Source organism: Vibrio sp. 1727 (assembly GCF_033344415.1).
GTDB classification, from domain to species: domain Bacteria; phylum Pseudomonadota; class Gammaproteobacteria; order Enterobacterales; family Vibrionaceae; genus Vibrio; species Vibrio alginolyticus.
Map to the genome: position 1 here is coordinate 54,219 of NZ_JAWPOT010000021.1, position 21,775 is coordinate 75,993.

Below are 21,775 nucleotides of genomic sequence, written 5' to 3' on the forward strand. Positions count from 1 at the left end.
TCAATAGCGGGAGCGCCAAAAGAATAGCAATAAGGAAGTTCGAGTGAGCAAACAACAAAAAATCCTTTTTATCGACCGTGATGGCACCTTAATTGTTGAGCCGCCGATTGATTTTCAAGTAGACCGTTTAGATAAGCTAAAACTAGAACCATTTGTTATCCCAAGCCTGCTGTCGTTGCAGGATGCAGGATATCGTCTAGTGATGGTCACGAACCAAGATGGTTTGGGTACCGACAGCTACCCACAAGCTGATTTTGATGCACCGCACAACATGATGATGGAGATCTTTGAGTCTCAAGGTGTGAAGTTCGATGACGTACTGATTTGTCCTCACTTTGATGAAGATAACTGCTCTTGCCGTAAGCCTAAACTAGGCTTGGTAAAAGAGTATCTTCAAGGTGGCAAAGTAGATTTTCAAAACTCTGTTGTGATTGGCGATCGTCAAACCGATCTTCAACTTGCAGAAAACATGGCAATTCGTGGCATTCAATACAACCCAGAAATCATGGGCTGGAAACAGATCCTGAAAGATCTCACGGTGAAGGCGCGCGTAGCTGAAGTGGTTCGTACCACAAAAGAAACAGACATCAAAGTTGCGGTGAACCTTGATGAACAAGGCGGCAATGACATCTCTACAGGTCTTGGCTTCTTCGACCACATGCTGGATCAAATCGCGACGCACGGCGGATTCCAGATGGTGTGCAAAGTGGAAGGAGACCTGCACATTGATGATCACCACACGGTAGAAGATACCGCTCTTGCGTTAGGTCAAGCATTGAAAGAAGCACTGGGTGACAAACGTGGTATTGGTCGCTTTGGTTTCAGCCTGCCAATGGATGAGTGCTTGGCACAATGTGCACTGGACCTATCTGGTCGTCCTTACCTTAAGTTCGACGCGCAGTTTAGCCGTGAGCAAGTGGGTGACCTTTCAACAGAGATGGTGGTTCATTTCTTCCGATCTCTGACTGACACTTTAGCGTGTACGTTGCACCTTTCTTCTGCGGGCAACAATGATCACCACATCATTGAAAGTCTATTTAAAGCGTTTGGTCGCACTCTGCGCCAAGCTATCAAAGTAGAAGGCACTGAGCTACCAAGTAGTAAAGGCGTGCTTTAAGGCTAACGTTAGCAAGGAGAAAAACAGTGACAGAACAGAAAGTTGTCATTATCGATACTGGCTGTGCCAACGTTTCTTCGGTGAAGTTTGCCATTAAACGCCTAGGCTATGACGTGACTATTTCAAAAGATCCGCAAGTCGTATTGTCGGCAGATAAGCTATTCCTACCGGGAGTGGGAACCGCCAGCGAAGCGATGAAAAACCTAGAAGAGCGCGATCTTATCAGCTTGGTAAAACAGGTAGAAAAGCCGCTGTTAGGTATCTGTTTAGGCATGCAACTGCTGGGCAAAGTGTCTCAAGAAAAAGGCCAGAAAGCCGACGAGTTGGTTGAGTGTCTTGGACTTTGTGATGGCGAAGTGAAGTTGTTACAAACCGGCGATTTACCGCTGCCGCATATGGGCTGGAATACAGTGTCTGCAAAAGCAGGTAATCCACTTTTCAAAGGTATTGAAGAAGGTGAGTACTTCTACTTTGTACACAGCTTTGCGATGCCAGTTGGGGATTACACGATAGCGGAATGTGAGTACGGCAACCCGTTCACAGCAGCCGTGCAAAACGGTAACTACTACGGCGTGCAATTCCACCCTGAGCGTTCTTCAAAAGCGGGCGCGAAGCTTATTCAAAACTTCTTAGAATTATAAAAGGGATTTAGTGTGATTATTCCAGCTCTTGATTTAATTGAAGGACAGGTGGTTCGCCTTTATCAAGGTGATTACGGCCAAGTAACCGAGTACAAAGTCGACCCAGCAGAGCAATTCAACTTGTATCACCAAGCGGGTGCTAACTGGCTGCACTTGGTGGATTTAACTGGCGCGAAAGACACGACAGCACGCCAACTTGATTTGATTGCAACGCTACTAGCAAGCACGCCAGCGAACATCCAAATCGGTGGCGGAGTGCGTACCGAGCAAGACGTGATTGATCTGCTAGAAGCGGGTGCTCAGCGCGTTGTGGTTGGCTCTACAGCAGTAAAACAGCCAGAGCTTGTGAAAGGTTGGATGGAAAAATACGGCTCGGAGAAAATCGTTCTCGCGCTAGACATCAACATAGATCAAGACGGCACGCGTAAAGTGGCGATCTCTGGTTGGCAAGAAGACTCAGGCGTGACCATCGAAGCTCTGATCAACGATTACCTGACGGTAGGTTTGCAGCACGTGCTTTGTACGGACATTTCTCGTGACGGTACGCTAGAAGGCTCAAACGTAGAGCTTTATGTCGACCTATGTAAACAGTACCCACAAGTGCAGTTTCAATCTTCAGGTGGCATTGGCTCATTAGCAGATATCGAAGCGCTAAAAGGCAGCGGTGTGGCTGGTGTGGTTGTTGGTCGTGCGCTGTTAGATGGTAAATTCACAGCAGAGGAGGCATTTGCATGCTGGCAAAGCGAATAATTCCATGTCTTGATGTTCGTGATGGACAAGTGGTGAAGGGCGTCCAGTTCCGCAACCACGAAATCATTGGCGACATCGTTCCTCTGGCGCAGCGTTATGCTGAAGAAGGCGCTGACGAGCTTGTGTTCTACGATATTACCGCTTCAAGTGATGGGCGTGTCGTTGATAAAAGTTGGGTCGCTCGCGTTGCAGAAGTGATTGATATTCCGTTCTGTGTGGCTGGTGGCATTAAATCAGCAGAGGACGCGGCGCGCATTCTTGAGTTTGGTGCAGATAAGGTATCTATTAACTCTCCTGCCTTGGCGAACCCTAAGTTGATTACTGACCTTGCTGATAAGTTTGGTGTGCAATGTATCGTCGTTGGTATCGATTCTTACTACGATAAAGAGACAGGTAAGTATCAGGTTTACCAGTTTACTGGCGATGAAGAACGCACCAAAGCCACCCAATGGGAAACGCGTGATTGGGTGCAAGAAGTACAAAAACGCGGCGCTGGTGAAATCGTACTGAACATGATGAACCAAGACGGTGTGCGTAACGGCTACGATATCGAACAACTGAATATGGTGCGCGAAGTATGTACTGTACCGCTGATTGCATCGGGTGGTGCAGGTGCCATAGAGCACTTCGCAGAAGCCTACCAAAAAGCAAATGTGGATGGCGCGCTTGCCGCATCGGTATTCCACAAGCAAGTCATCAATATTGGTGAACTAAAGCAGTATTTGAAACAACAAGGCATTGAGGTACGACTATGAGTGTAAAAGCCGCCGAAGTAAGTTCGCTAGCTGAGCGAATCAACTGGGAAAAGGTGGATGGTCTGGTACCTGCCATCGTACAAGATTTCCAATCAAGTCAAGTACTGATGATGGGTTACATGAACCAAGATGCGTTGGCAAAAACGGGCGAAACGGGTCAAGTGACGTTTTTCTCTCGAACCAAGCAACGTCTTTGGACGAAAGGTGAGACTTCTGGCAACGTATTGCAGTTGGTGAACATTCAGCTCGATTGTGACAACGATACGCTACTGGTGAAAGTGAATCCCATTGGTCCTACGTGTCACTTGGGTAACACAACTTGCTGGGATGTGGACCCTCAAGAGGAGTCACAAATGGTGTGGCTTCATCAACTTGAGCAGCTATTGGCTGCCCGCAAGAGTGCCGACCCAGATTCCTCTTATACTGCCAGTCTTTATGCCCGTGGCACCAAGCGTATTTCGCAAAAAGTGGGCGAAGAAGGCGTTGAAGTCGCGCTTGCGGCGACGTCGGGCGATAAGGCGGAGTTAGTGTGTGAATCTGCAGATTTGATTTATCACTTAATGGTATTGCTTCAAGACCAAGGCTTATCGATGAATGACGTAGTGAACAAACTGAAAGAGCGTCATAAGTAAGCTTGCGATAAGTGAAAGCCCCTATGCTCTCGAGCCTAGGGGCTTTTTACTTTAGTGTTCTTGATTCGGGGCAAAAACCGGCAACAGTGCTGGTGGCGATTAGATTCTGAATCACGCTCGTCCCTCGCTGTTCAGAATGACGGTATATTTTCTAATGGTACTTGCAGTAGAGTTATTTACTTCAAATAGGTACATATATTCACGTCACTCCAACGAACCTAGGCGAAGTCAAGAATCCAATTAAATCGAGCTCAATAAGCTAGGAGTGGATGATCTTACCCACAACACTTCTTAAATTTCTTACCGCTTCCACAGATACATGGGTCGTTGCGACCTACTTTTAGGCTACTCACAGGTTGGTTTAGGCGAGGATCTTGTTCTGGTTCTTCTTCTAGCTCTTCTTCAGGAAATGTGCCGTCAATGTAGTACCAAAGCCCATTTTCTTTTACAAAGCGAGAACGTTCTTTCATACAGTAGCGTTTGCCGTCTTCATCAAAATAAGCGCTAAACTCTACAAAGCCTTCATTGTCATTACTGCCAGCTTCTGTTTTTACAACTTCAAGTTTGCACCAATCGCTGTCGATAGATTGGGCAATGCCTTCACGTTGCTCTTCTGCATTACAGCTTGGATGATAAGTGTTGACCACGTAATCGACTAGACCTAACACATGCGCACTGTAACGAGAGCGCATTAACTGCTCTGGAGTGGTGACGTCAGCATGGTTGTTGTGGGCAATTTCACAACACTGTTGGTAGGTGCGGTTAGATCCGCAAGGGCAAGAAGAAGCCATAAAATGAAATCTCGATTAATTAAGCGGTAAAAACAAACAACCTCACAATTGCGAGGCCGGAGGTGAGGCATTATAGCGATTTAGGGCGTTTGAGACAGCAGTTCTTGAGCCCACTCGGTAGATTGATTAAAAGCGTCCGCTAATTGAGGTTCGGTTAATTTAAGAACGGTGCAATATCGCTCGGCTAACTCCCAGTCCGCTTGTTCATAGGCGATCGTCATCGAAAGTAAGTGACCAAGTACGCCTTTTCGACTGGTTAATGCGAGTTTTATATCTTCGTCAACGGGGATATCTTCAATGACATCCGAGAGCGGTTGATCGAGCAAAGAGCCGAGTAAAGAAAACATGCCTGTCAAAAAAGCCTGCCCAGGGTCATACCTAGTGTTCATTTGACTAAGTAACAGTTCACACATTCGTGCACGCTGAATCGCTAAAGAGTATAGAGAGTCAGGTTTATCTTCTTGAACGGACGCAATTGCAACTAAGGAAATAAAGCGTCGTAGTCGCTCTTCACCCAGATAAATAAGCGCCTGTCTGAACGATTTGATCTTAGTCGTTAATGTATATCCTGAATTTACGTAAGTAAGCAGCTTGTATGACAGCGTCACATCTATCGAAAACAGACGTTCAACCTCATTGAAGTCGATGGGCTTATCAGCAATCTCTTTACAAAGTTGGATGACGGTAAGAAACGCGGGGTTCAACCGTTTTTTCTGGATCATCTCAGGTTTGCTAAAAAAATACCCTTGAAAATAGTTAAAACCGGCTTCTAGAGCTTGCTCAAACTCTTCATAGGTCTCTACCTTTTCCGCAAGAAAGTCGATTTTAAATGGGCTCAACGCCTGAATAAAAATGGCAGCTTTCTTGATCGGCACAAGTCTAATATCAAACTTGATCATGGAAACGTATGGAAGAAAACGCTTCCAAGCTTTCGTCGGAACAAAATCATCCAGAGCAATTTTGTATCCGCACTCATGAAGGTGCTTGATGGCTTCTAACAGTTCTTCTGTCGGTTCGCAGTCTTCAAGGACTTCAATGACGAGAGATTCTTTAGGGAACAAAGTTGGGACCAAGTTCACCAAGCTTTGATGCGGAAAGTTAACAAAGCCAAGTTTGTTTCCTAATGTGTTGTAATGCGTCGATAAAAAATGATCGGATAGCAGTCGACTAGTAGCCAGCTCTGGTTCTACTTCAGGGAAGGTATTTTTAGGGCCGTCTCGAAAGAGGAGTTCGTAACCTATGGTTCGTTTTTCTCTATCCAGAATCGGTTGGCGAGCTACGTAAGAATACTTCAATTAGGTACTTCGTTCTGTTTAACTTAGTATTATGATAATAGCGATTTTTTACAAAATATCTACGACTTGAGCGTGAATCTTCTACACGCTCTACATGCTTAACGCAAATTCTGTATGAACGGTCTCGTTTGTAGGTCAAAACTATCAGAATTTACTTTTAAAACTGAGCCTTGCGTATACCAATCCCCTAAAACAATTCGGGTCTTTTTAACGCCATCGACGTCAAAAAAATGTGTGTTCGGGCGATGTGTGTGACCATGAATCATTAAGTTGACGCAGTTCTGAGACATAACTTTCTCGACCTCATTTTGGTTGACGTCCATGATATCTAATGACTTGCTCATTTTATCATCACGAATATCGGATTGAACTTTTGAGACAATTTTCTTCTTAATGAACCAAGGAATACGGTTAAACAACCATTGTAGCCATGGCTTGTGAACGGTTTTTCTAAACTCTTGGTATTTCACATCGTCAATGCAGAGCGTATCGCCATGTAGGATTACGGCTTTTTGACCATAAAGATCAATCGTGCAGACATCGTCGAGTAATGTCATACCGGTTTCTTTGCAAAAGCGTTTGCCGAGTAAAAAATCTCGATTGCCTTGGATGAAAAAAGTTGGCACACCCGCATCCGTCAGTGCTTTAAATTCTGCACGGATTTGGTCTGCAAAAGGGGTGTTGTCATCGTCACCAATCCAGAATTCAAACAGATCGCCGAGTACATAAAGTGCATCAGCTTTTGTTGCTTCTGTTCGCATGAACGTCACAAAACATTCCGTGATATCAGGACGTGATGGGGTAAGGTGAAGATCGGAAATAAATAATGTCGTCATAGAAATAAGGGGAAGCTATGCCTCCCCATTAACTTATCTTTTAAAAATAATTACTAAGAATTACTCTTCAATTGTTGTACCAGTGATTACTACGTCTTCTAGAGGTACGTCTTGGTGCATGCCGTAAGAACCAGTGCTAACGCCTTTGATCTTATTTACGATGTCCATGCCTTCGATTACTTCACCGAACACACAGTAACCCCAACCGTCTAGGCTTTCGCTACGGAAGTCTAGGAACGTGTTGTTGTTTACGTTGATGAAGAACTGAGAGCTTGCTGAATGCGGCTCCATAGTACGTGCCATAGCAAGTGTACCCACTTTGTTGCTAAGGCCGTTGTTTGCTTCGTTCTTGATAGGTGCACGAGTCGCTTTTTCACGTAGACCAGACTCCATACCACCACCTTGGATCATGAAGCCGTCAATAACACGGTGGAAAAGCGTGTTGTCGTAGAAACCGTCGCGGCAGTACTGAAGGAAGTTTGCGCTTGTCTCTGGAGCTTTCTCTTCGTTTAGTTGAATCTTGATGTCACCAAAATTAGTGTGAAGGGTGATCATGCTACTTTCCTTTACTGTGTTGTGTTGAGCCCGAGATTCTAGCCTAAGTTCTAGTGCTTTAAAAACTCAGGAAGAGGAAATTCTTCGTTTTGTGCTTGAAGTTTAGCCGATTATCGTTTTATCGGTTAATTGCTATTACCTAACTAGGTTGGAGTTGATATACTCATCTTCTTTTATTCATTCACAATCATAGATAGAGATCATGTTAAAGATATATAACACACTCACAAGACAGAAAGAGGAATTCAAACCAATTACAGCTGGCAAAGTCGGTATGTATGTCTGTGGAGTTACCATCTACGATCTCTGTCACATTGGTCACGGTCGTACTTTCGTCTCTTTTGACGTTGTATCACGTTACCTTCGCTATTTGGGCTATGATCTGACGTTTGTACGTAACATCACAGATATCGACGATAAGATCATCAAACGTGCCGCAGAAAATGGTGAGTCTTGCGATTCATTGACTGAGCGTTTGATTGGTGAAATGCACGCTGATTTTGATGCGCTGAACATGAAACGTCCGGACGTTGAACCTCGTGCGACACAGTTTATTGCTGAAATCATCGAATTGGTTGAGAAGCTAATCGAGCGCGGTTTTGCATACGTTGCAGATAACGGTGACGTAATGTTTGAAGTGGGTAAGTTCAACGAATACGGCAAGCTTTCTAAGCAAGACCTTGATCAGCTTCAAGCTGGCGCGCGCGTTGATATCGAAACAGCAAAACGCAGCCCTCTAGACTTTGTACTTTGGAAGATGTCTAAGCCGGGTGAACCAACGTGGGAGTCACCATGGGGGCCTGGTCGTCCAGGTTGGCACATTGAGTGTTCAGCAATGAACTCTTCAATCCTAGGTAACCACTTCGACATTCACGGCGGTGGTTCTGACCTTCAGTTCCCACACCATGAAAATGAAATCGCACAATCATGCTGTGCACACGATACACAATACGTGAACACATGGATGCACAGCGGCATGGTAATGGTAGACCGTGAGAAGATGTCTAAATCTCTAGGTAACTTCTTTACTATCCGTGACGTTCTTGGTCACTACGATGCTGAAACAGTGCGTTACTTCCTAATGTCTGGTCACTACCGTAGCCAGTTAAACTACAGCGAAGATAACCTAAACCAAGCACGTGCTTCGCTTGAGCGCCTGTACACATCTCTACGTGGTTTGGATCTAAATGCTGCTCCTGCTGGTGGTGAAGAGTACGTATCTCGCTTTACTGCAGCGATGAACGATGACTTCAATACACCAGAAGCGTACTCAGTTCTGTTCGACATGGCGCGCGAAGTTAACCGCCTGAAGACAGAAAACCTAGAGAAAGCGAGCGAGCTAGGTGCGCTAATGCGTGAACTAGCTGACGTGATCGGTATTCTTCACCAAGATCCTGAAGCCTTCCTAAAAGGTGATGCGGGTAACGATGATGAAGTGGCTGAAATCGAAGCTCTGATCAAGCTGCGTAACGACTCTCGTGCTGCGAAAGATTGGGCGAATGCAGATATGGCTCGTGACAAGCTGACCGAAATGGGCATTGTTCTGGAAGATGGTCCAGAAGGCACAACGTGGCGTCGTAAGTAATTGAATTTTCATTTTTAAAGGGCTGATAATTCAGCCCTTTTATTTTCCATTTCCATAAATTAAAACTTTAACTTTAGGTAATGCTCTGTGGCTCAGATGTATTTCTATTACTCAGCAATGAATGCGGGTAAATCAACAACGCTTCTTCAATCCTCTTTCAACTATCAAGAACGCGGCATGACGCCAGTTATTTTTACGGCTGCGCTAGATGATCGTTTTGGTGTCGGTAAAGTGAGCTCTCGTATTGGTCTTCAATCTGACGCACATTTATTTCGTCAGGATACCAATTTGTATCAGGAGATCGCAGCTCTGAATGAGGTTGAAAAACGTCACTGTATTCTTGTTGATGAGTGTCAGTTCTTGTCGAAAGAACAAGTTTATCAACTTACTGAAGTCGTTGATAAGTTGCATATTCCAGTATTGTGTTACGGCCTTCGCACCGATTTTCTAGGCGAACTTTTTGAAGGCAGTAAGTATCTATTATCTTGGGCGGACAAACTGGTTGAGCTCAAAACAATCTGCCATTGCGGCCGCAAAGCGAATATGGTTATTCGTACCGATGAACACGGCGTGGCAATTAAAGAAGGCGATCAAGTTGCGATCGGCGGTAACGATAAGTATGTCTCCGTATGCCGCCAACATTACAAAGAAGCGCTCGGTAAATAAGCCGTATTGATACAGAAAAGCCACCGTACTTGGTGGCTTTTTGTTGTCGGTTAGAAAAAGCTAGCCTAAGTCAAAACCAAACCGCTCGAGTAAAACCTGGTAAGAAGATTCAACTTGATGAGGGATGTTCTGCTTGGTTTGAAATCCTTTCTCTGGATAGCTTTTTACGCGAGAGAAATCTTCCATTAGTGCTTCTAGCACCATCATTAATGGCATGTCTTCATTAATGTATTCAAAAAATGGAAGAGCCGCAGAGCTTACTTGGAGCTGAGTGTAGGGTGACTGCCACTGTTTTTCAAATGTCGCGATTGCTCTACGCTCCATAAACGGTTTTTGTACCAGAATAAACGAGGAACACTGTTTTCCTTCCTCTTTTAATCGTTGCTCAGTAAAGCGGACGTTTTCTCCGCTGTTTGTGGATTTAGTCTCGAGCAAAATTGCTTCGCTTGGAACGCCCGACAACTTTGCAATCTCGGCAAAGGTTTCTGCCTCGCTTTTTTCAAACAGTCCTTCTGTGAAGCGACCTTGACCCCCTGAAAATACAATCAAAGGTGCCAACTTTTGGTGGTAGAGCTTGGCAGCGTGCTCCGCTACACGCACATCATTACTGCACATCACAAACAAACAGTCCGCAGGCTTCAGTTCATGTTTAAGTTGCATGTAATCCCAAAGCGTTTCTATATGTCTATAGAGTCTCATAGCGCATCCAAAGTTGAATTGAAGTGAAATCGATAACCAAGTGAGAGTAGTTTGTCAGCAAGAATACGCTTGTCAGCTTGCTCTGTGACGGGTGGAAGAGGTATCTCACTTCCGATTTTGTTTATGGCAGCTTGGTAGAACTCAGCCTTGCTGACAGTATGAGGTGTCGTAACATTAATGACTTGGTTGCTTAAATTGCCTAAGGCAAATTTCGCAGCCGAGACAGCATCATCTTGATGAAGCATATTAGCTGGTGCTTTACGACTAACTTGTTGAAGCCTTGCTGCAAAGCGAGATGGGTGTCTATCTGGCCCGATTAATCCGCTACAACGTAGAATAACAAAGCGAATATTCGAGTCGATAACATGCTGCTCTGCTTGAAGCATAATACGTGCATTGTCAGAGAAATAAGGGCTTTCGGCTGCTAAAGAGATTGACGCGTCAGCTTCTTCCATATCGGAAGCAAGGTTAGGGTAAACCGTTGTAGAGCTGATCATGAGAAGTTTTTCAACGTTGTTTTGCTTAGCTGCGTTGGCAAGTATTTGCCATTGCTGTGCATATTCTTGACCGCGTCCTTTACGAAATCCTGGAGGAAAAGCACCGATAACGTGCGTAATTTGATGCTGTTTGAGCAGCTCATCTAGCCGTGCTGTGGCGTTCAATTGATTGAAATCGAACAATGCGGAGTGAGTTAATGAGGTGGGTAACTCTTTTAATCGAGTTTGGCTACGACGAGTGACAACAACATAGTGTCCATCTTTCATCAATGTTTCTGCTAGCGGAGTTCCGAGCCAGCCTGCACCTACGATCAATGTATTTGCCATTTGGGTCTTCCTACTTACTTATGTCTGCCCGAATAGGTTGAGCAGTTCTGCTTTGGCTTGTTGATGGAGGGGATCTGAATGCCATTTCTGGTGCTGAATAAGGTCAACATTGACTTGCCAAGCCAGTTTTGTGAAATCATCCCCAACTTTTTTTAATGTATTAGGTGAATACGCGACTAAATGCTGTGGTAGAAAGCACCAACCAAACCCTTTATTCGCCAATTCCAACAAAATATAGTAGTTATCAGCGTACCAGATATCTGGGCTAAATGCTTGATTGAGACCACATGGCTCTGCACTTTTGGATCGTATGACCAATTGACGATGTTGTTTTAGTTGATCAATGTGAGTGATTTGCTGCTTTGCTAAAGGGTGTGTTGAAGAGACATAGACATCAAATGCAATATTGCCAAGATTGGTGAAATCGATGTGCCTTGGCATTTGTAAATCACTCAAAATAATCCCAGTCGTGGCGCGTTCCGACTTAACCAATTCAATGATATCAGGGCTTGATGCCGTTAAGCATTCAACTTGTAAGTGTGGAAAGCGTTGCTCTAACTTCTTTAGCACATCCGGCAAGCGAGTCAGAGGAATCCCTTCATCAATAGCTAAGACTAATTTGTTCGTTGGCGTGGAAAAGAGCTGCGATGCCCTATTGTTTAGGCGGTCGAGTTGGCTGATTGTTGCTTGTGCATAGGGTACGAGAGCGAGGCCATTCTCAGTTAATTTAGGGTACCTGCCTGATCGATCGAAAAGCTCAACGCCACAGTCGATCTCCATATTCATGATGTGCTGGCTCACTACAGATTGAGCTCGCCCCAGTTTTCTAGCTGCTCCTGAAAATGATCCTGCTTCTGATGTAGCAATGAAAGCTTGCAGTTGTTCGATGGTAAACATATCGCTTAAACCGATGTTATCTAACTTTTGATTATCTAAATAATAGATAAAATTCTAAGCATTGAGTAGAACTATTTGGATAGAGAAATATGACTCGTAACGAACGAATTTTTCATGCAGTACTTTTTGAGTTAATCGCACTCGCGATTGTTGTACCAGCGGCTTCATTGATCACTGGAAAGGGCTCTAGTGATCTCGCGTTGGTTGGGGTCGGGTTGAGCATGTATACCGTGATATGGAACTACATCTACAACTTGTACTTTGATAAGTGGTTTGGTGACAATCGAGCTGAGCGAAGTTTAGCTATGCGGCTTGGACACACTATTGGTTTCGAGGGAGGATTGATCTTTATCTCTCTACCTGTGATTGCCTGGTTCTTAGAAATTACGCTTCTTCAAGCTCTAATGCTGGAAGCCGGCTTCCTCGTTTTCTTCCTATTTTATGCCACTGGTTTTAACTGGTTGTATGACAAGGTTCAACCATTTAGCAAAATGAAAAAGCGATTATTGCCACAGGCATCGACAGGAAAAATATAGGACTAAAAAACGCCACCGAGTTCGGTGGCGTTTTTTGTTCAAATTACACAGACAGAACTCTCAAAATCTTATCTGCATGTTCTGCAACTTCAATGCCTTCGTCTGTTAGATAACCACCGTCAGGCTGTGTACAAAGTTGCTTCTTATATAGACGAGCAACGGCTGCCTGCATTTCTTCTGACGCGTCTGTATGAACTTTAATACCAGTTGCAGCACTACTTAGGTCGAACTGAAGAAGTAGATTCAATTCGGCGATATGTTCAGCTGAATATTTCATAAATGATTCCTTTGCGCTTTTTTTACCAAGCTAGTCTGAAAAGTAGTGTTGGGCAACATTCAACGACAAGAAGTGTTAAGTATGGCGCTATCAGGCTGATATAACGCAGGATCTTTGTTCGAAAGGCCGAATACTTGTTAAGTATCAATGATACTTACGGTAGCGAATGATAGGCGCCATTTATTGCTTGATCTCCCAATAACAACGATTTTAGTAAACACGCCAAATAGCACTTGAAAAAATAGGGAAATAGAGCGATTATCCGCGCCTCTTTAAATGTTTCTAAATGTTACACCAGAATGAACTTTAATCAGTTTGACTCACTATTACCGCCACAAGCTGCGGAACGCGCGGCTGAAGTGGGGGTAGGCAAAGCAACGAAAGCTCCAATCAAATCTTTTCTGCTCGCCATTTCTGCGGGGCTTCATATTGGTATTGCTTTCATCTTCTATACCACAGTAACGACAGGCGCAGGCGAGTTGCCTTGGGGCATTACACGACTCATTGGTGGTCTGGCATTTAGCCTTGGTTTGATTTTGGTGGTGGTTACTGGCGGCGAGCTTTTCACTAGCTCTGTGCTGACACTAGTTGCGCGTGCGAGTGGAAAAATCTCTTGGCAAGCACTTATCAAAAACTGGTTGGTGGTTTACTTTGGCAATATGGTTGGGGCCATTTTGCTCGTGGCCTGTATGCTAGTTACCAAGCAATATATGTTTGATCATGGCCAAGTTGGTCTCAACGCGATGGCGATCTCCCAACACAAATTACATCATGGTTTCTTTGCCGCTGTTGCGCTTGGCATTATGTGTAACGTATTAGTTTGTATTGCAGTTTGGATGACGTTTAGTGGGCGAACATTGACAGATAAAATAGCGGTCATGATTTTGCCTGTGGCTATGTTCGTGTCGGCAGGTTTTGAGCACTGTATTGCGAACATGTTCCAAGTACCTATGGCGATTGGTATTAAGTACTTTGCGCCAGAAGCGTTTTGGCAAATGACAGGGGCAGATATTGCAAACTATGCGGACTTAAACATGATGGGGTTCATCGTAAACAACCTAATTCCTGTTACGATAGGAAACATTATTGGTGGTGGCGTATTTGTTGGCATGTGGTATTGGATGATTTATCTACGCGATGAAGATAACCATTTGCGATAAGTTTAGAAGATCACAAGAAAGGCGAACCAGATGGTTCGCCTTTCTTTTTATTTGTCTCTGCAAATGTCAAATAAGTCGAGTCATGCTAAATCAACTCTTCGTTGATGCCAAAATCGGTTGGGAGCCAATGAGAAGTTACTTCCTTTGGTTCTTGAACGAGCCAATCCAGAGGTGCATCGGACAGGAGTTCATCGTAATTTTCTTTGATCATTAAGACATCCATGTACGTCTCTCCAAGTTTGTGGTCACTGCCTTTACTTTAAAATTAGAACATGTCAGTCACGTGATCAATGCATGACGATTCGATTGATCACTTATGTTGCTATGTTTCTGGTTGCGTATGGGTTTTGGGGGCTTATCCACATTTTCTGTGGATAACCTGTATCAAAGGTCGTGCGTATCTAAACTTGCAAAGAAAATTTCATAAAATTAGAGGCTTATATCAAAAAGAATTCTGCCTGACTTTTCATCTGAAAGCGTCTTGATGAGTGCTCGAAGAATAGTTGAGTTATTCAGTTATAAGTACGTTCGACTTGGCAACATGAGTTGTTTAACGGGCTTTACCCACAAGCGCCAACTAACCGTGAGTTTTGGTCGATTCGGGTTGCTCGATTTTTATCTTGATTCGGCCTTCTTTGGTTTGTACCCAGCGCAATGTCATTTCTAACGTTATGGTTACGGAGGCACTCAACATGACGAAAATAGCCAGCATAATTACTAACTGGTATTTAATCGCAACCATCGGGCTCGCGCCACCTAGAATTTGACCGGTCATCATACCGGGTAAGGTAACCAGCCCTGTAGTGGCCATAGAAGCTAAAGTCGGGGCAAGGGACTTTCTAAGAGCCTCCTGAATGAAGGGGAAGGATGCATAGCGAGGAGAGGCTCCAAGTGAGATTGCAGCCTCGTATTCTGATTGTCTCTGTTCAAAAGCCGTAAATAAATTCTGAAGAGCGATGATATTACTACTCAAGCTGTTACCCAATAACATACCAGCAAGTGGGATCATGTACTGCGCATTGTAAATAGGGGATGGTTGCACTAAGCCTGCCGTAATTGCTATCAGAAGTGGTATTAGACCACAGGTAAGGCCCGTTAGTAGCGGAAGCATAAGTGGCTTTTTAGGTAAGCGAGCTTTTCCCGCAATTGAGCTGGCACCAATCAGTAGCATGATGGCAAGCCAAAGTATATTGACAAGTAAGCTGTTTAATTGAAAAAGATATTCTAAATACACGCCAATCAATATGAGCTGAAATGTCATTCGGATAACACTGATTATCGTGTCTTTTGCTATCCCTAATTTGTAGCGGGCATTGATAAAAAAGGGGACCAATAAAATCAAACCAAACAGTGCCAGTTTGACCCAGCTTATATCCACCACGTTATCCATAATCGCTCCTTGAAAGTACGCGAATAATTGTATCTAAGCCTCTCCTTTATATGAACCACTACGTGCACTTTTTGCTGTTCTTAAAGTAAATCTTGAGTGCTATTTTCGACATTAATACGCAGCATTTTGTTTACAAACGGTTATCTTTTTCGGAGTTTTTAAGTCGATTTATGGCATGGTAATTACGATTTAAATGTGATCGATGTTTCTTAAATGTTGGTTATTTAACAACTCCTTAAAAGACTTATTTTGTCACATCTGTTCATGTTTTTTAATAAATAACATCAATCCATCATATCTCTGGATGAGCTCAAAAAAGTGTTGAATTACAAGGCCTGAGGTCGCTTATTTGATTGAACCCTACTATTAGTATGGTCTAACATTTTCCATTAGAGATTGTAAAAAACTTAAGCTTGGTTACGCGGGCTTTTCAATAACACTAGATACAAAATAGGCAAATGTATGAGTGATGTTAATAAAATTGAGAGTGGTGAAAAACGCTCCCTGGAGTGGAAGTCGTTCCTCTTCATTGCAGTTGTTCTCTTCCCAATTCTGAGTGTGGCCTTTGTTGGCGGCTACGGGTTCATCGTTTGGATGTTGCAAGTCTTCTTCTTTGGACCTCCAGGCGCGCACGGCATGTAAGCCAGTGAGCTCATAACCACACTTTTGAAAAGATTTTAAGAGAGCAAATAATGAAATCATTAATCATTAAACTGTGGCGTACTATGACGCGCCCAGCTGTACATATCAGCCTAGGTGTGCTGACTATGGGCGGCTTTATTGCTGGTGTTATCTTTTGGGGTGGCTTTAACACCGCTCTAGAAGCAACCAACACAGAAGAATTCTGTATTAGTTGTCACACAATGCGTGACAACGTGTACGTTGAGCTACAAGAAACGGTGCACTGGAAAAACCACTCTGGTGTTCGTGCTACCTGCCCTGATTGTCACGTTCCACATAACTGGACAGATAAGATCGCTCGTAAGATGCAAGCTTCTAAAGAAGTATTTGCACAAGTATTTGGCAACTACGACGAACCGGGTGTGTTCGAAGAGCGTCGTATCGAACTTGCTAAACACGAATGGGATCGTTTCTCGGCAAACAAATCTCTGGAGTGTAAAAACTGTCACAACTACGAATCGATGGATTTCGAGCAAATGTCTCCTACGGCTCGTATCCAAATGAAGCAAGCCGCTGAGAAAGATCAAAGCTGTGTTGACTGTCACAAGGGTATTGCGCACAACCTACCAGCAGGCATGGACAGCATTGGCGGTATCGTGGGTGATCTAGAGGGTATGACTTCTAACACGGATTACGGCGTTGGTCAGCAACTCGTGAGCGTTCGTCACCTACCAATTTACTTTGATGCGCAAGGCAGTAAAGAAGCTGGTCTTCTTAATCCTGCATCGACCGTTAAAGTTCTTGAAGACAAAGGCGAGTTTGTTGAGATCGAAATTGACGGTTGGCGCAAAGCAAAAGGTTTTGGTCGTGTAATTCAAGAAGACTTCGGTAAGAACATTGCGACTGCGTCTCTGATGAAAGAAGCAGCAACAGACAGCAACATTGTGACGACTGGTGAGAAAAAAGTGGATGAGCTAACAGGCCTTCCTTGGGAAAAAGTAGCGGCGAAAGTATGGATTAAGAAAGAGTCTATGCTGAACGACATCAATCCTGTTTGGGAAAAATCTCGTGAAGCCTACAAGACCAATTGTTCTGTATGTCACACTCAACCTGCGGAAGCGCACTTCGACGCGAACACCTGGCCAGGTATGTTCGACGGTATGTTGGCGTTCGTTAACCTAGATACAGACAGTGAAGCACTGATCTTGAAGTATCTACAGAAACACTCTTCAGATTATGCTGAAGGTCACCATTAATAAGCGTCGGATTGGAGTAATTTTAAATGGCTATTACACGAAGAAGTTTTCTTAAAGGTGTAGCAACCACAAGTGCAGCGTCAGTAATTGGTCCTAGCTTATTGGCATCCGCCTCTGCAAATGCCGTTGAGACGACAGGTACTTGGAAAGTAACCGGTTCTCATTGGGGCGCGTTCCGCGCCCACATCTACGCGGGTAAAGTTCAAGAGATCAAGCCGCTAGAGCTAGACAAAAACCCAACAGAAATGTTGAACGGCATTAAGGGTATTATCTACAGCCCTTCACGTGTTCGTTACCCAATGGTTCGTCTAGATTGGTTGAAGAAACATAAATACAGCGCAGATACTCGCGGTAACAACCGTTTCATCCGAGTAACTTGGGATGAAGCGCTAGACTTGTTCTACCGTGAGCTAGAACGTATTCAAAAAGACTACGGCCCATGGGCGCTGCATGCAGGTCAAACAGGTTGGAACCAAACGGGTTCATTTAACAACTGTACAGCGCACATGCAACGTGCAGTAGGTATGCACGGCAACTTCATCACTAAAGTAGGTGACTACTCGACGGGTGCAGGTCAAACCATTATGCCGTACGTGCTAGGTTCAACCGAAGTGTACGCACAAGGTACGTCTTGGTCTGAGATCCTAGAAAACTCTGACAACATCGTTCTTTGGGCTAACGACCCAGTGAAAAACCTTCAAGTAGGTTGGAACTGTGAAACGCATGAGTCGTTTAAGTACCTTGCACAACTAAAAGAAAAAGTGGCGAAAGGTGAGATCAACGTTCTATCTGTAGACCCAGTGAAGAACAAAACTCAGCGCTACTTAGAGAACGATCACTTGTACATCAACCCGCTGACAGACGTAGCGTTCATGCTCGCTGTGGCACACGTGTTGTACAACGAAAACCTGTACGATAAGAAATTCATTGATACTTACTGTCTAGGCTTTGAAGAGTTCATTCAATACGTTCAAGGTAAGACAAAAGACAAAGTAGAGAAGACGCCTGAATGGGCAGCAGCGATTTGTGGCGTGAAAGCGGACAAGATCCGTGAATTCGCACGCATGCTAGTCAGCGGTCGTACACAGATCCTGATGGGTTGGTGTATCCAGCGTCAAGAGCACGGTGAGCAGCCATACTGGGCAGCGGCTGTGGTTGCTGCAATGGTTGGTCAAATCGGTCTACCTGGCGGTGGTATCTCTTACGGTCACCATTACTCAAGTATCGGTGTGCCTTCTACTGGTTTCGCGGGCCCTGGTGGTTTCCCTCGTAACCTTGACCAAGGTATGAAACCGAAGTGGGACAACAACGACTTTAACGGCTACAGTCGTACTATCCCAGTTGCACGTTGGATCGACTGTCTGCTAGAACCTGGCAAAGAGATCAACTACAACGGCGGTAAAGTGAAACTGCCAGACTTCAAGATGATGGTGATCTCGGGTTGTAACCCATGGCACCACCATCAAGATCGTAACCGCATGAAGAAAGCGTTCCGCAAACTTCAAACGGTTGTAACGATCGAGTTTGCTTGGACTGCGACATGTCGTTTCTCAGATATCGTTCTACCGGCGTGTACGCAATGGGAACGTAACGACATCGACGTATACGGTTCATACTCGAACAAAGGTCTGATTGCGATGCATCGTCTCGTTGATCCATTGTTCCAATCTAAGCCTGACTTCCAAATCATGAGTGAACTCACTCAGCGTTTTGGTCGCCGCGAAGAATACACTCGTGGTATGAGCGAGATGGAATGGATCGAAAGCCTTTACAACGATTGTAAAAAAGCGAACGAAGGTAAGTTTGAAATGCCAGAATTCAACGAGTTCTGGGAGAAGAGCGTACTAGACTTCGGTGAAGGTAAACCTTGGGTTCGTCATGCGGACTTCCGTAAAGACCCTGAGCTTAACCCATTAGGTACACCGTCTGGCTTCATCGAGATTACATCACGCAAGATCGGCCGTTACGGTTACGAACACTGTCAAGAGCACCCAATGTGGTTCGAAAAATCAGAGCGTTCACACGGTGGTCCTGGTTCAGATAAATACCCATTCTGGTTGCAGTCTTGCCACCCTGATAAGCGTCTGCACTCTCAGATGTGTGAGTCTGAAGAGTTCCGCGCGACTTACGCGGTACAAGGTCGTGAGCCGGTTTACATCAACCCAGCGGATGCCAAAGCAAAAGGCATCAAAGATGGTGATTTGGTACGTGTATTCAACGGTCGTGGTCAGCTATTAGCTGGTGCTGTTTTGACTGACAGCTACCCACGTGGCGTTATTCGTATCGAAGAAGGTGCATGGTACGGTCCTCTAAACGAGAAAGAAGGCGCAATCTGTACCTACGGTGATCCTAACACGCTAACGCAAGACATCGGTTCTTCTGAGCTTGCACAGGCGACTTCTGCGAACACATGTATCGTAGACTTCGAGAAGTTCACAGGTAAAGTGCCGCCAGTCACTTCATTTGGTGGTCCGATCGAAGTTGCTTAATTAGTGCAGTTTGCATAAATCCAAATACCAGCCTCAGGGCTGGTATTTTTTTATCAAAATTTCAGTGAGCGTTGTCTCAATAGTAACTTCATAACGTTAAACGAGACTGGTATTCGTGATGATGGTAACGAATTGGGTGAGACAAGCAGGAGATAATGCGCCAAGCTAAACAATAATAATTAAGTGAGTAGACTCTTTATGGCTCAGAGCATTCAATTAGCAAATCACACTGAGATCACTGTGAATAACAATGACTTCCAAGTTGAAGTCGAGGGTAATCAATTACATTTTTCTTTTGCTGGTCTTCACAATAAAACCTTTACCGACCGTGAAGTGTTGTTCGAAATGCCGTTTTTGTACGAGCACGAGGCCAACGTAATTGGGGATGGTTTTCAAATGTTGGCGCAAACGGCGGGAACGATCAATCACCCCGTTGATATTGGTCGCTGCCCAGACAATAATCCTTCTTATCGAATCTACCCTAAAGATGCCCCTAAGCGTTATTACAACTATTTAGTGGTGGAAGGTTCAGCGGGCTACACATTATTTGGCTTCACATCATGTCATCGCTTTGCAGGCTATTTTGATGTTGTACTGCGTGATGGGCATTGGGTTTTATCAGCCGCAATTGATGGTGAGTTGACTCAAGTGGCGGATTGGGAAAGTAATCAACTTGAGTCCGTGGCGGTACTCTGCGGTCAATCACTGTCCGAGCTTTATCAAACCTATGGCGAGATGATTGCAGAGCATCATCCTGTTCGCCAAGGTGTGACACAAGATGCGCCTGTTGGTTGGTGTTCGTGGTACGCGTACTACGCAGAAGTGACAGAGCAAAACATCATGCAGAACGTAGATTGTATGCAAGCTAAGCTCGAAGACCTAGAGTGGGTACTTCTGGATGATGGCTATCAAGCCTTTATGGGCGATTGGTTAACCCCATCAGATAAGTTTTCTGGTGGTGTGAAAGAGCTCATTCATGGTATCCGTGCAAAAGGTAAAAAGCCGGCGATTTGGATGGCGCCCTTTATTGCTCAACCTGAGTCGGAGATCTTCAAACAGCATCCAGATTGGTTTGTTCGCCACAAGGATGGTGGCTTACTTAAAGCAGAAGATGTCACATACGGTGGTTGGCGATGCACGCCTTGGTACATTCTCGATACTTCAAACCCTGAAGTGCAAGATCACCTAACTCATGTGGTCTCTGTTATGCGTCAAGAGTGGGGCGTTGAGCTATTCAAATTAGACGCAAACTACTGGGGCACGTTAAAAGGTAAACGAAGCCAATCGGGTGTCACCGGTGTAGAAGCCTACCGCATGGGTATGGAAGCGATCGCTAAAGGGGCAGGGGATGCATGGCTGTTAGGCTGTAACGCGCCAATGTGGCCATCTCTGGGACTTGTGGATGCAATGCGTGTTTCTGACGATGTAGAGCGTCATAGTCGTCGATTCGAGCAGATAGCCAGAGAAACCTTTTACCGTAGTTGGCAGCACCGAAAACTGTGGCAAATTGACCCGGATTGCGCGACATTCACTTCATTAGCTAATCAATCTGCATCCAGAGAAGAGTATGAATTTCATCGCACGGTGTTATTAGCGAGTGGTGGTTTGCTGCTGTCTGGCGACCCACTCCCTGAGATTACGCCGTTTGCTAAGACGACATTGTCTAAGCTCATGTTACGTCAACAACGTAACCAGCAATCTGCAAAGTTTACCGCTTTGAGTTTAAATCACGCGTTTTTAAAACTAACGACGAAGAATGACCTCCATTGTTTGTTTAATTATGCGAGTTACGGAGCGATGGAATTTACGCTGACGTCTGATCAACCGGTGGACTGGTATGATTACTGGACAGGCGAAAAGCTAAACCAAGAACCTTGCCAGTTGTTAATGGTGAGCGTTGATAAAGGGCTCAATGCGAAAGCGATCGTTACAGCATAACGTGAAGTAAATCGCCCAATACCGAGATCAAGAAAGGAGCCTATTGCGGCTCCTTTCTCGTTTTG

23 protein-coding genes are annotated in these 21,775 nt (G+C 44.7%); 13 read left to right on the plus strand and 10 right to left on the minus strand.

Annotation, left to right across the window (positions count from 1 at the left end; all coding sequences use genetic code 11):
• Positions 1 to 43: 43 nt before the first annotated feature.
• Genes hisB through hisIE form a run of 5 tightly spaced genes read left to right on the plus strand, consistent with a single transcriptional unit; the run spans position 44 to position 3,895 of the window.
• Positions 44 to 1,117: a bifunctional histidinol-phosphatase/imidazoleglycerol-phosphate dehydratase HisB gene (hisB, locus tag R8O10_RS18785; protein ID WP_171344581.1), complete on the plus strand. Its 1,074-nt coding sequence runs from the start codon at positions 44 to 46 to the stop codon at positions 1,115 to 1,117.
• Between the two features lie 26 nt (positions 1,118 to 1,143).
• On the plus strand, positions 1,144 to 1,758 hold the full coding sequence (gene hisH / locus R8O10_RS18790; RefSeq protein WP_318191646.1) for an imidazole glycerol phosphate synthase subunit HisH: 615 nt from the start codon (positions 1,144 to 1,146) through the stop codon (positions 1,756 to 1,758).
• A 12-nt stretch (positions 1,759 to 1,770) separates the two neighbouring features.
• A complete protein-coding gene (hisA, locus tag R8O10_RS18795; RefSeq protein ID WP_171344583.1) occupies positions 1,771 to 2,508 on the plus strand; it encodes a 1-(5-phosphoribosyl)-5-[(5-phosphoribosylamino)methylideneamino]imidazole-4-carboxamide isomerase in 738 nt (245 codons plus the stop codon).
• Positions 2,490 to 3,263 (plus strand): imidazole glycerol phosphate synthase subunit HisF, encoded by a 774-nt coding sequence (gene hisF / locus R8O10_RS18800; protein ID WP_318191647.1) that lies wholly within the window; start codon positions 2,490 to 2,492, stop codon positions 3,261 to 3,263. Before hisA ends, hisF begins: the two co-directional genes overlap by 19 nt.
• Entirely contained in the window at positions 3,260 to 3,895 is a 636-nt protein-coding gene (hisIE, locus tag R8O10_RS18805) for a bifunctional phosphoribosyl-AMP cyclohydrolase/phosphoribosyl-ATP diphosphatase HisIE (protein ID WP_038882807.1), read from the plus strand. The genes hisF and hisIE overlap by 4 nt, the downstream gene beginning before the upstream one ends.
• A 275-nt stretch (positions 3,896 to 4,170) precedes the next feature.
• Here hisIE and R8O10_RS18810 read toward each other — a convergent pair whose 3' ends face one another.
• The 4 genes from R8O10_RS18810 to R8O10_RS18825 form a co-directional block, all read right to left on the minus strand.
• Entirely contained in the window at positions 4,171 to 4,686 is a 516-nt protein-coding gene (locus R8O10_RS18810; protein ID WP_318191648.1) for a YchJ family protein, read from the minus strand.
• Between the two features lie 80 nt (positions 4,687 to 4,766).
• Positions 4,767 to 5,981 carry an EAL and HDOD domain-containing protein gene (locus R8O10_RS18815; RefSeq protein WP_005378158.1) on the minus strand — a complete coding sequence of 405 codons (1,215 nt, stop codon included), beginning with the start codon at positions 5,979 to 5,981 and terminating at the stop codon, positions 4,767 to 4,769.
• Positions 5,982 to 6,079: 98 nt separating this feature from the next.
• Entirely contained in the window at positions 6,080 to 6,817 is a 738-nt protein-coding gene (gene lpxH, locus R8O10_RS18820; protein ID WP_005389817.1) for a UDP-2,3-diacylglucosamine diphosphatase, read from the minus strand.
• 60 nt (positions 6,818 to 6,877) lie between these two features.
• Positions 6,878 to 7,372 (minus strand): peptidylprolyl isomerase, encoded by a 495-nt coding sequence (locus R8O10_RS18825; RefSeq protein WP_005378156.1) that lies wholly within the window; start codon positions 7,370 to 7,372, stop codon positions 6,878 to 6,880.
• A 202-nt stretch (positions 7,373 to 7,574) separates the two neighbouring features.
• Between R8O10_RS18825 and cysS the strand changes: the two genes are divergently transcribed.
• Positions 7,575 to 8,957, plus strand: a complete 1,383-nt coding sequence (gene cysS / locus R8O10_RS18830; RefSeq protein ID WP_005378155.1) for a cysteine--tRNA ligase — start codon at positions 7,575 to 7,577, stop codon at positions 8,955 to 8,957.
• Positions 8,958 to 9,044: 87 nt separating this feature from the next.
• Positions 9,045 to 9,623, plus strand: coding sequence for a thymidine kinase (locus R8O10_RS18835; RefSeq protein ID WP_005378154.1), 579 nt, complete (start codon positions 9,045 to 9,047; stop codon positions 9,621 to 9,623).
• Positions 9,624 to 9,683: 60 nt separating this feature from the next.
• On the opposite strand, the gene R8O10_RS18840 is transcribed toward R8O10_RS18835, so the two are convergent.
• From R8O10_RS18840 to R8O10_RS18850, 3 genes are read right to left on the minus strand one after another with little or no spacing between them, the layout of a single operon-like run.
• Positions 9,684 to 10,322, minus strand: a complete 639-nt coding sequence (locus R8O10_RS18840) for a YdcF family protein (RefSeq protein ID WP_318191649.1) — start codon at positions 10,320 to 10,322, stop codon at positions 9,684 to 9,686.
• Complete coding sequence (locus tag R8O10_RS18845) at positions 10,319 to 11,146, minus strand: NAD-dependent epimerase/dehydratase family protein (RefSeq protein WP_318191650.1); 828 nt, start codon at positions 11,144 to 11,146, stop codon at positions 10,319 to 10,321. The genes R8O10_RS18840 and R8O10_RS18845 overlap by 4 nt, the downstream gene beginning before the upstream one ends.
• An 18-nt stretch (positions 11,147 to 11,164) precedes the next feature.
• Positions 11,165 to 12,043, minus strand: a complete 879-nt coding sequence (locus tag R8O10_RS18850) for a LysR family transcriptional regulator (RefSeq protein ID WP_005378151.1) — start codon at positions 12,041 to 12,043, stop codon at positions 11,165 to 11,167.
• Between the two features lie 89 nt (positions 12,044 to 12,132).
• Between R8O10_RS18850 and R8O10_RS18855 the strand changes: the two genes are divergently transcribed.
• On the plus strand, positions 12,133 to 12,579 hold the full coding sequence (locus R8O10_RS18855; protein ID WP_182038174.1) for a PACE efflux transporter: 447 nt from the start codon (positions 12,133 to 12,135) through the stop codon (positions 12,577 to 12,579).
• Positions 12,580 to 12,622: 43 nt separating this feature from the next.
• Here R8O10_RS18855 and R8O10_RS18860 read toward each other — a convergent pair whose 3' ends face one another.
• Positions 12,623 to 12,856, minus strand: a complete 234-nt coding sequence (locus R8O10_RS18860; RefSeq protein ID WP_005387662.1) for a TIGR02647 family protein — start codon at positions 12,854 to 12,856, stop codon at positions 12,623 to 12,625.
• Positions 12,857 to 13,155: 299 nt separating this feature from the next.
• Between R8O10_RS18860 and focA the strand changes: the two genes are divergently transcribed.
• The gene (gene focA / locus R8O10_RS18865) at positions 13,156 to 14,016 is read left to right on the plus strand and encodes a formate transporter FocA (RefSeq protein ID WP_005378146.1); all 861 of its coding nucleotides are present in this window, start codon (positions 13,156 to 13,158) and stop codon (positions 14,014 to 14,016) included.
• An 85-nt stretch (positions 14,017 to 14,101) separates the two neighbouring features.
• Here focA and R8O10_RS18870 read toward each other — a convergent pair whose 3' ends face one another.
• Both R8O10_RS18870 and R8O10_RS18875 read right to left on the minus strand, forming a co-directional pair.
• On the minus strand, positions 14,102 to 14,239 hold the full coding sequence (locus tag R8O10_RS18870; protein WP_005378145.1) for a hypothetical protein: 138 nt from the start codon (positions 14,237 to 14,239) through the stop codon (positions 14,102 to 14,104).
• A gap of 354 nt (positions 14,240 to 14,593) precedes the next feature.
• Positions 14,594 to 15,406, minus strand: a complete 813-nt coding sequence (locus R8O10_RS18875; protein ID WP_318112990.1) for an ABC transporter permease — start codon at positions 15,404 to 15,406, stop codon at positions 14,594 to 14,596.
• Positions 15,407 to 15,868: 462 nt separating this feature from the next.
• Between R8O10_RS18875 and torE the strand changes: the two genes are divergently transcribed.
• The 4 genes from torE to R8O10_RS18895 all read left to right on the plus strand — a co-directional run bounded on the left by torE (position 15,869) and on the right by R8O10_RS18895 (position 21,710).
• Entirely contained in the window at positions 15,869 to 16,048 is a 180-nt protein-coding gene (torE, locus tag R8O10_RS18880; RefSeq protein WP_005378141.1) for a trimethylamine N-oxide reductase system protein TorE, read from the plus strand.
• A gap of 50 nt (positions 16,049 to 16,098) precedes the next feature.
• Positions 16,099 to 17,283 (plus strand): pentaheme c-type cytochrome TorC, encoded by a 1,185-nt coding sequence (gene torC / locus R8O10_RS18885; RefSeq protein ID WP_005378139.1) that lies wholly within the window; start codon positions 16,099 to 16,101, stop codon positions 17,281 to 17,283.
• A 26-nt stretch (positions 17,284 to 17,309) separates the two neighbouring features.
• The gene (torA, locus tag R8O10_RS18890) at positions 17,310 to 19,772 is read left to right on the plus strand and encodes a trimethylamine-N-oxide reductase TorA (protein ID WP_005378138.1); all 2,463 of its coding nucleotides are present in this window, start codon (positions 17,310 to 17,312) and stop codon (positions 19,770 to 19,772) included.
• A 198-nt stretch (positions 19,773 to 19,970) separates the two neighbouring features.
• Positions 19,971 to 21,710, plus strand: coding sequence for a glycoside hydrolase family 36 protein (locus R8O10_RS18895; RefSeq protein WP_318191651.1), 1,740 nt, complete (start codon positions 19,971 to 19,973; stop codon positions 21,708 to 21,710).
• Positions 21,711 to 21,775: the final 65 nt, after the last annotated feature.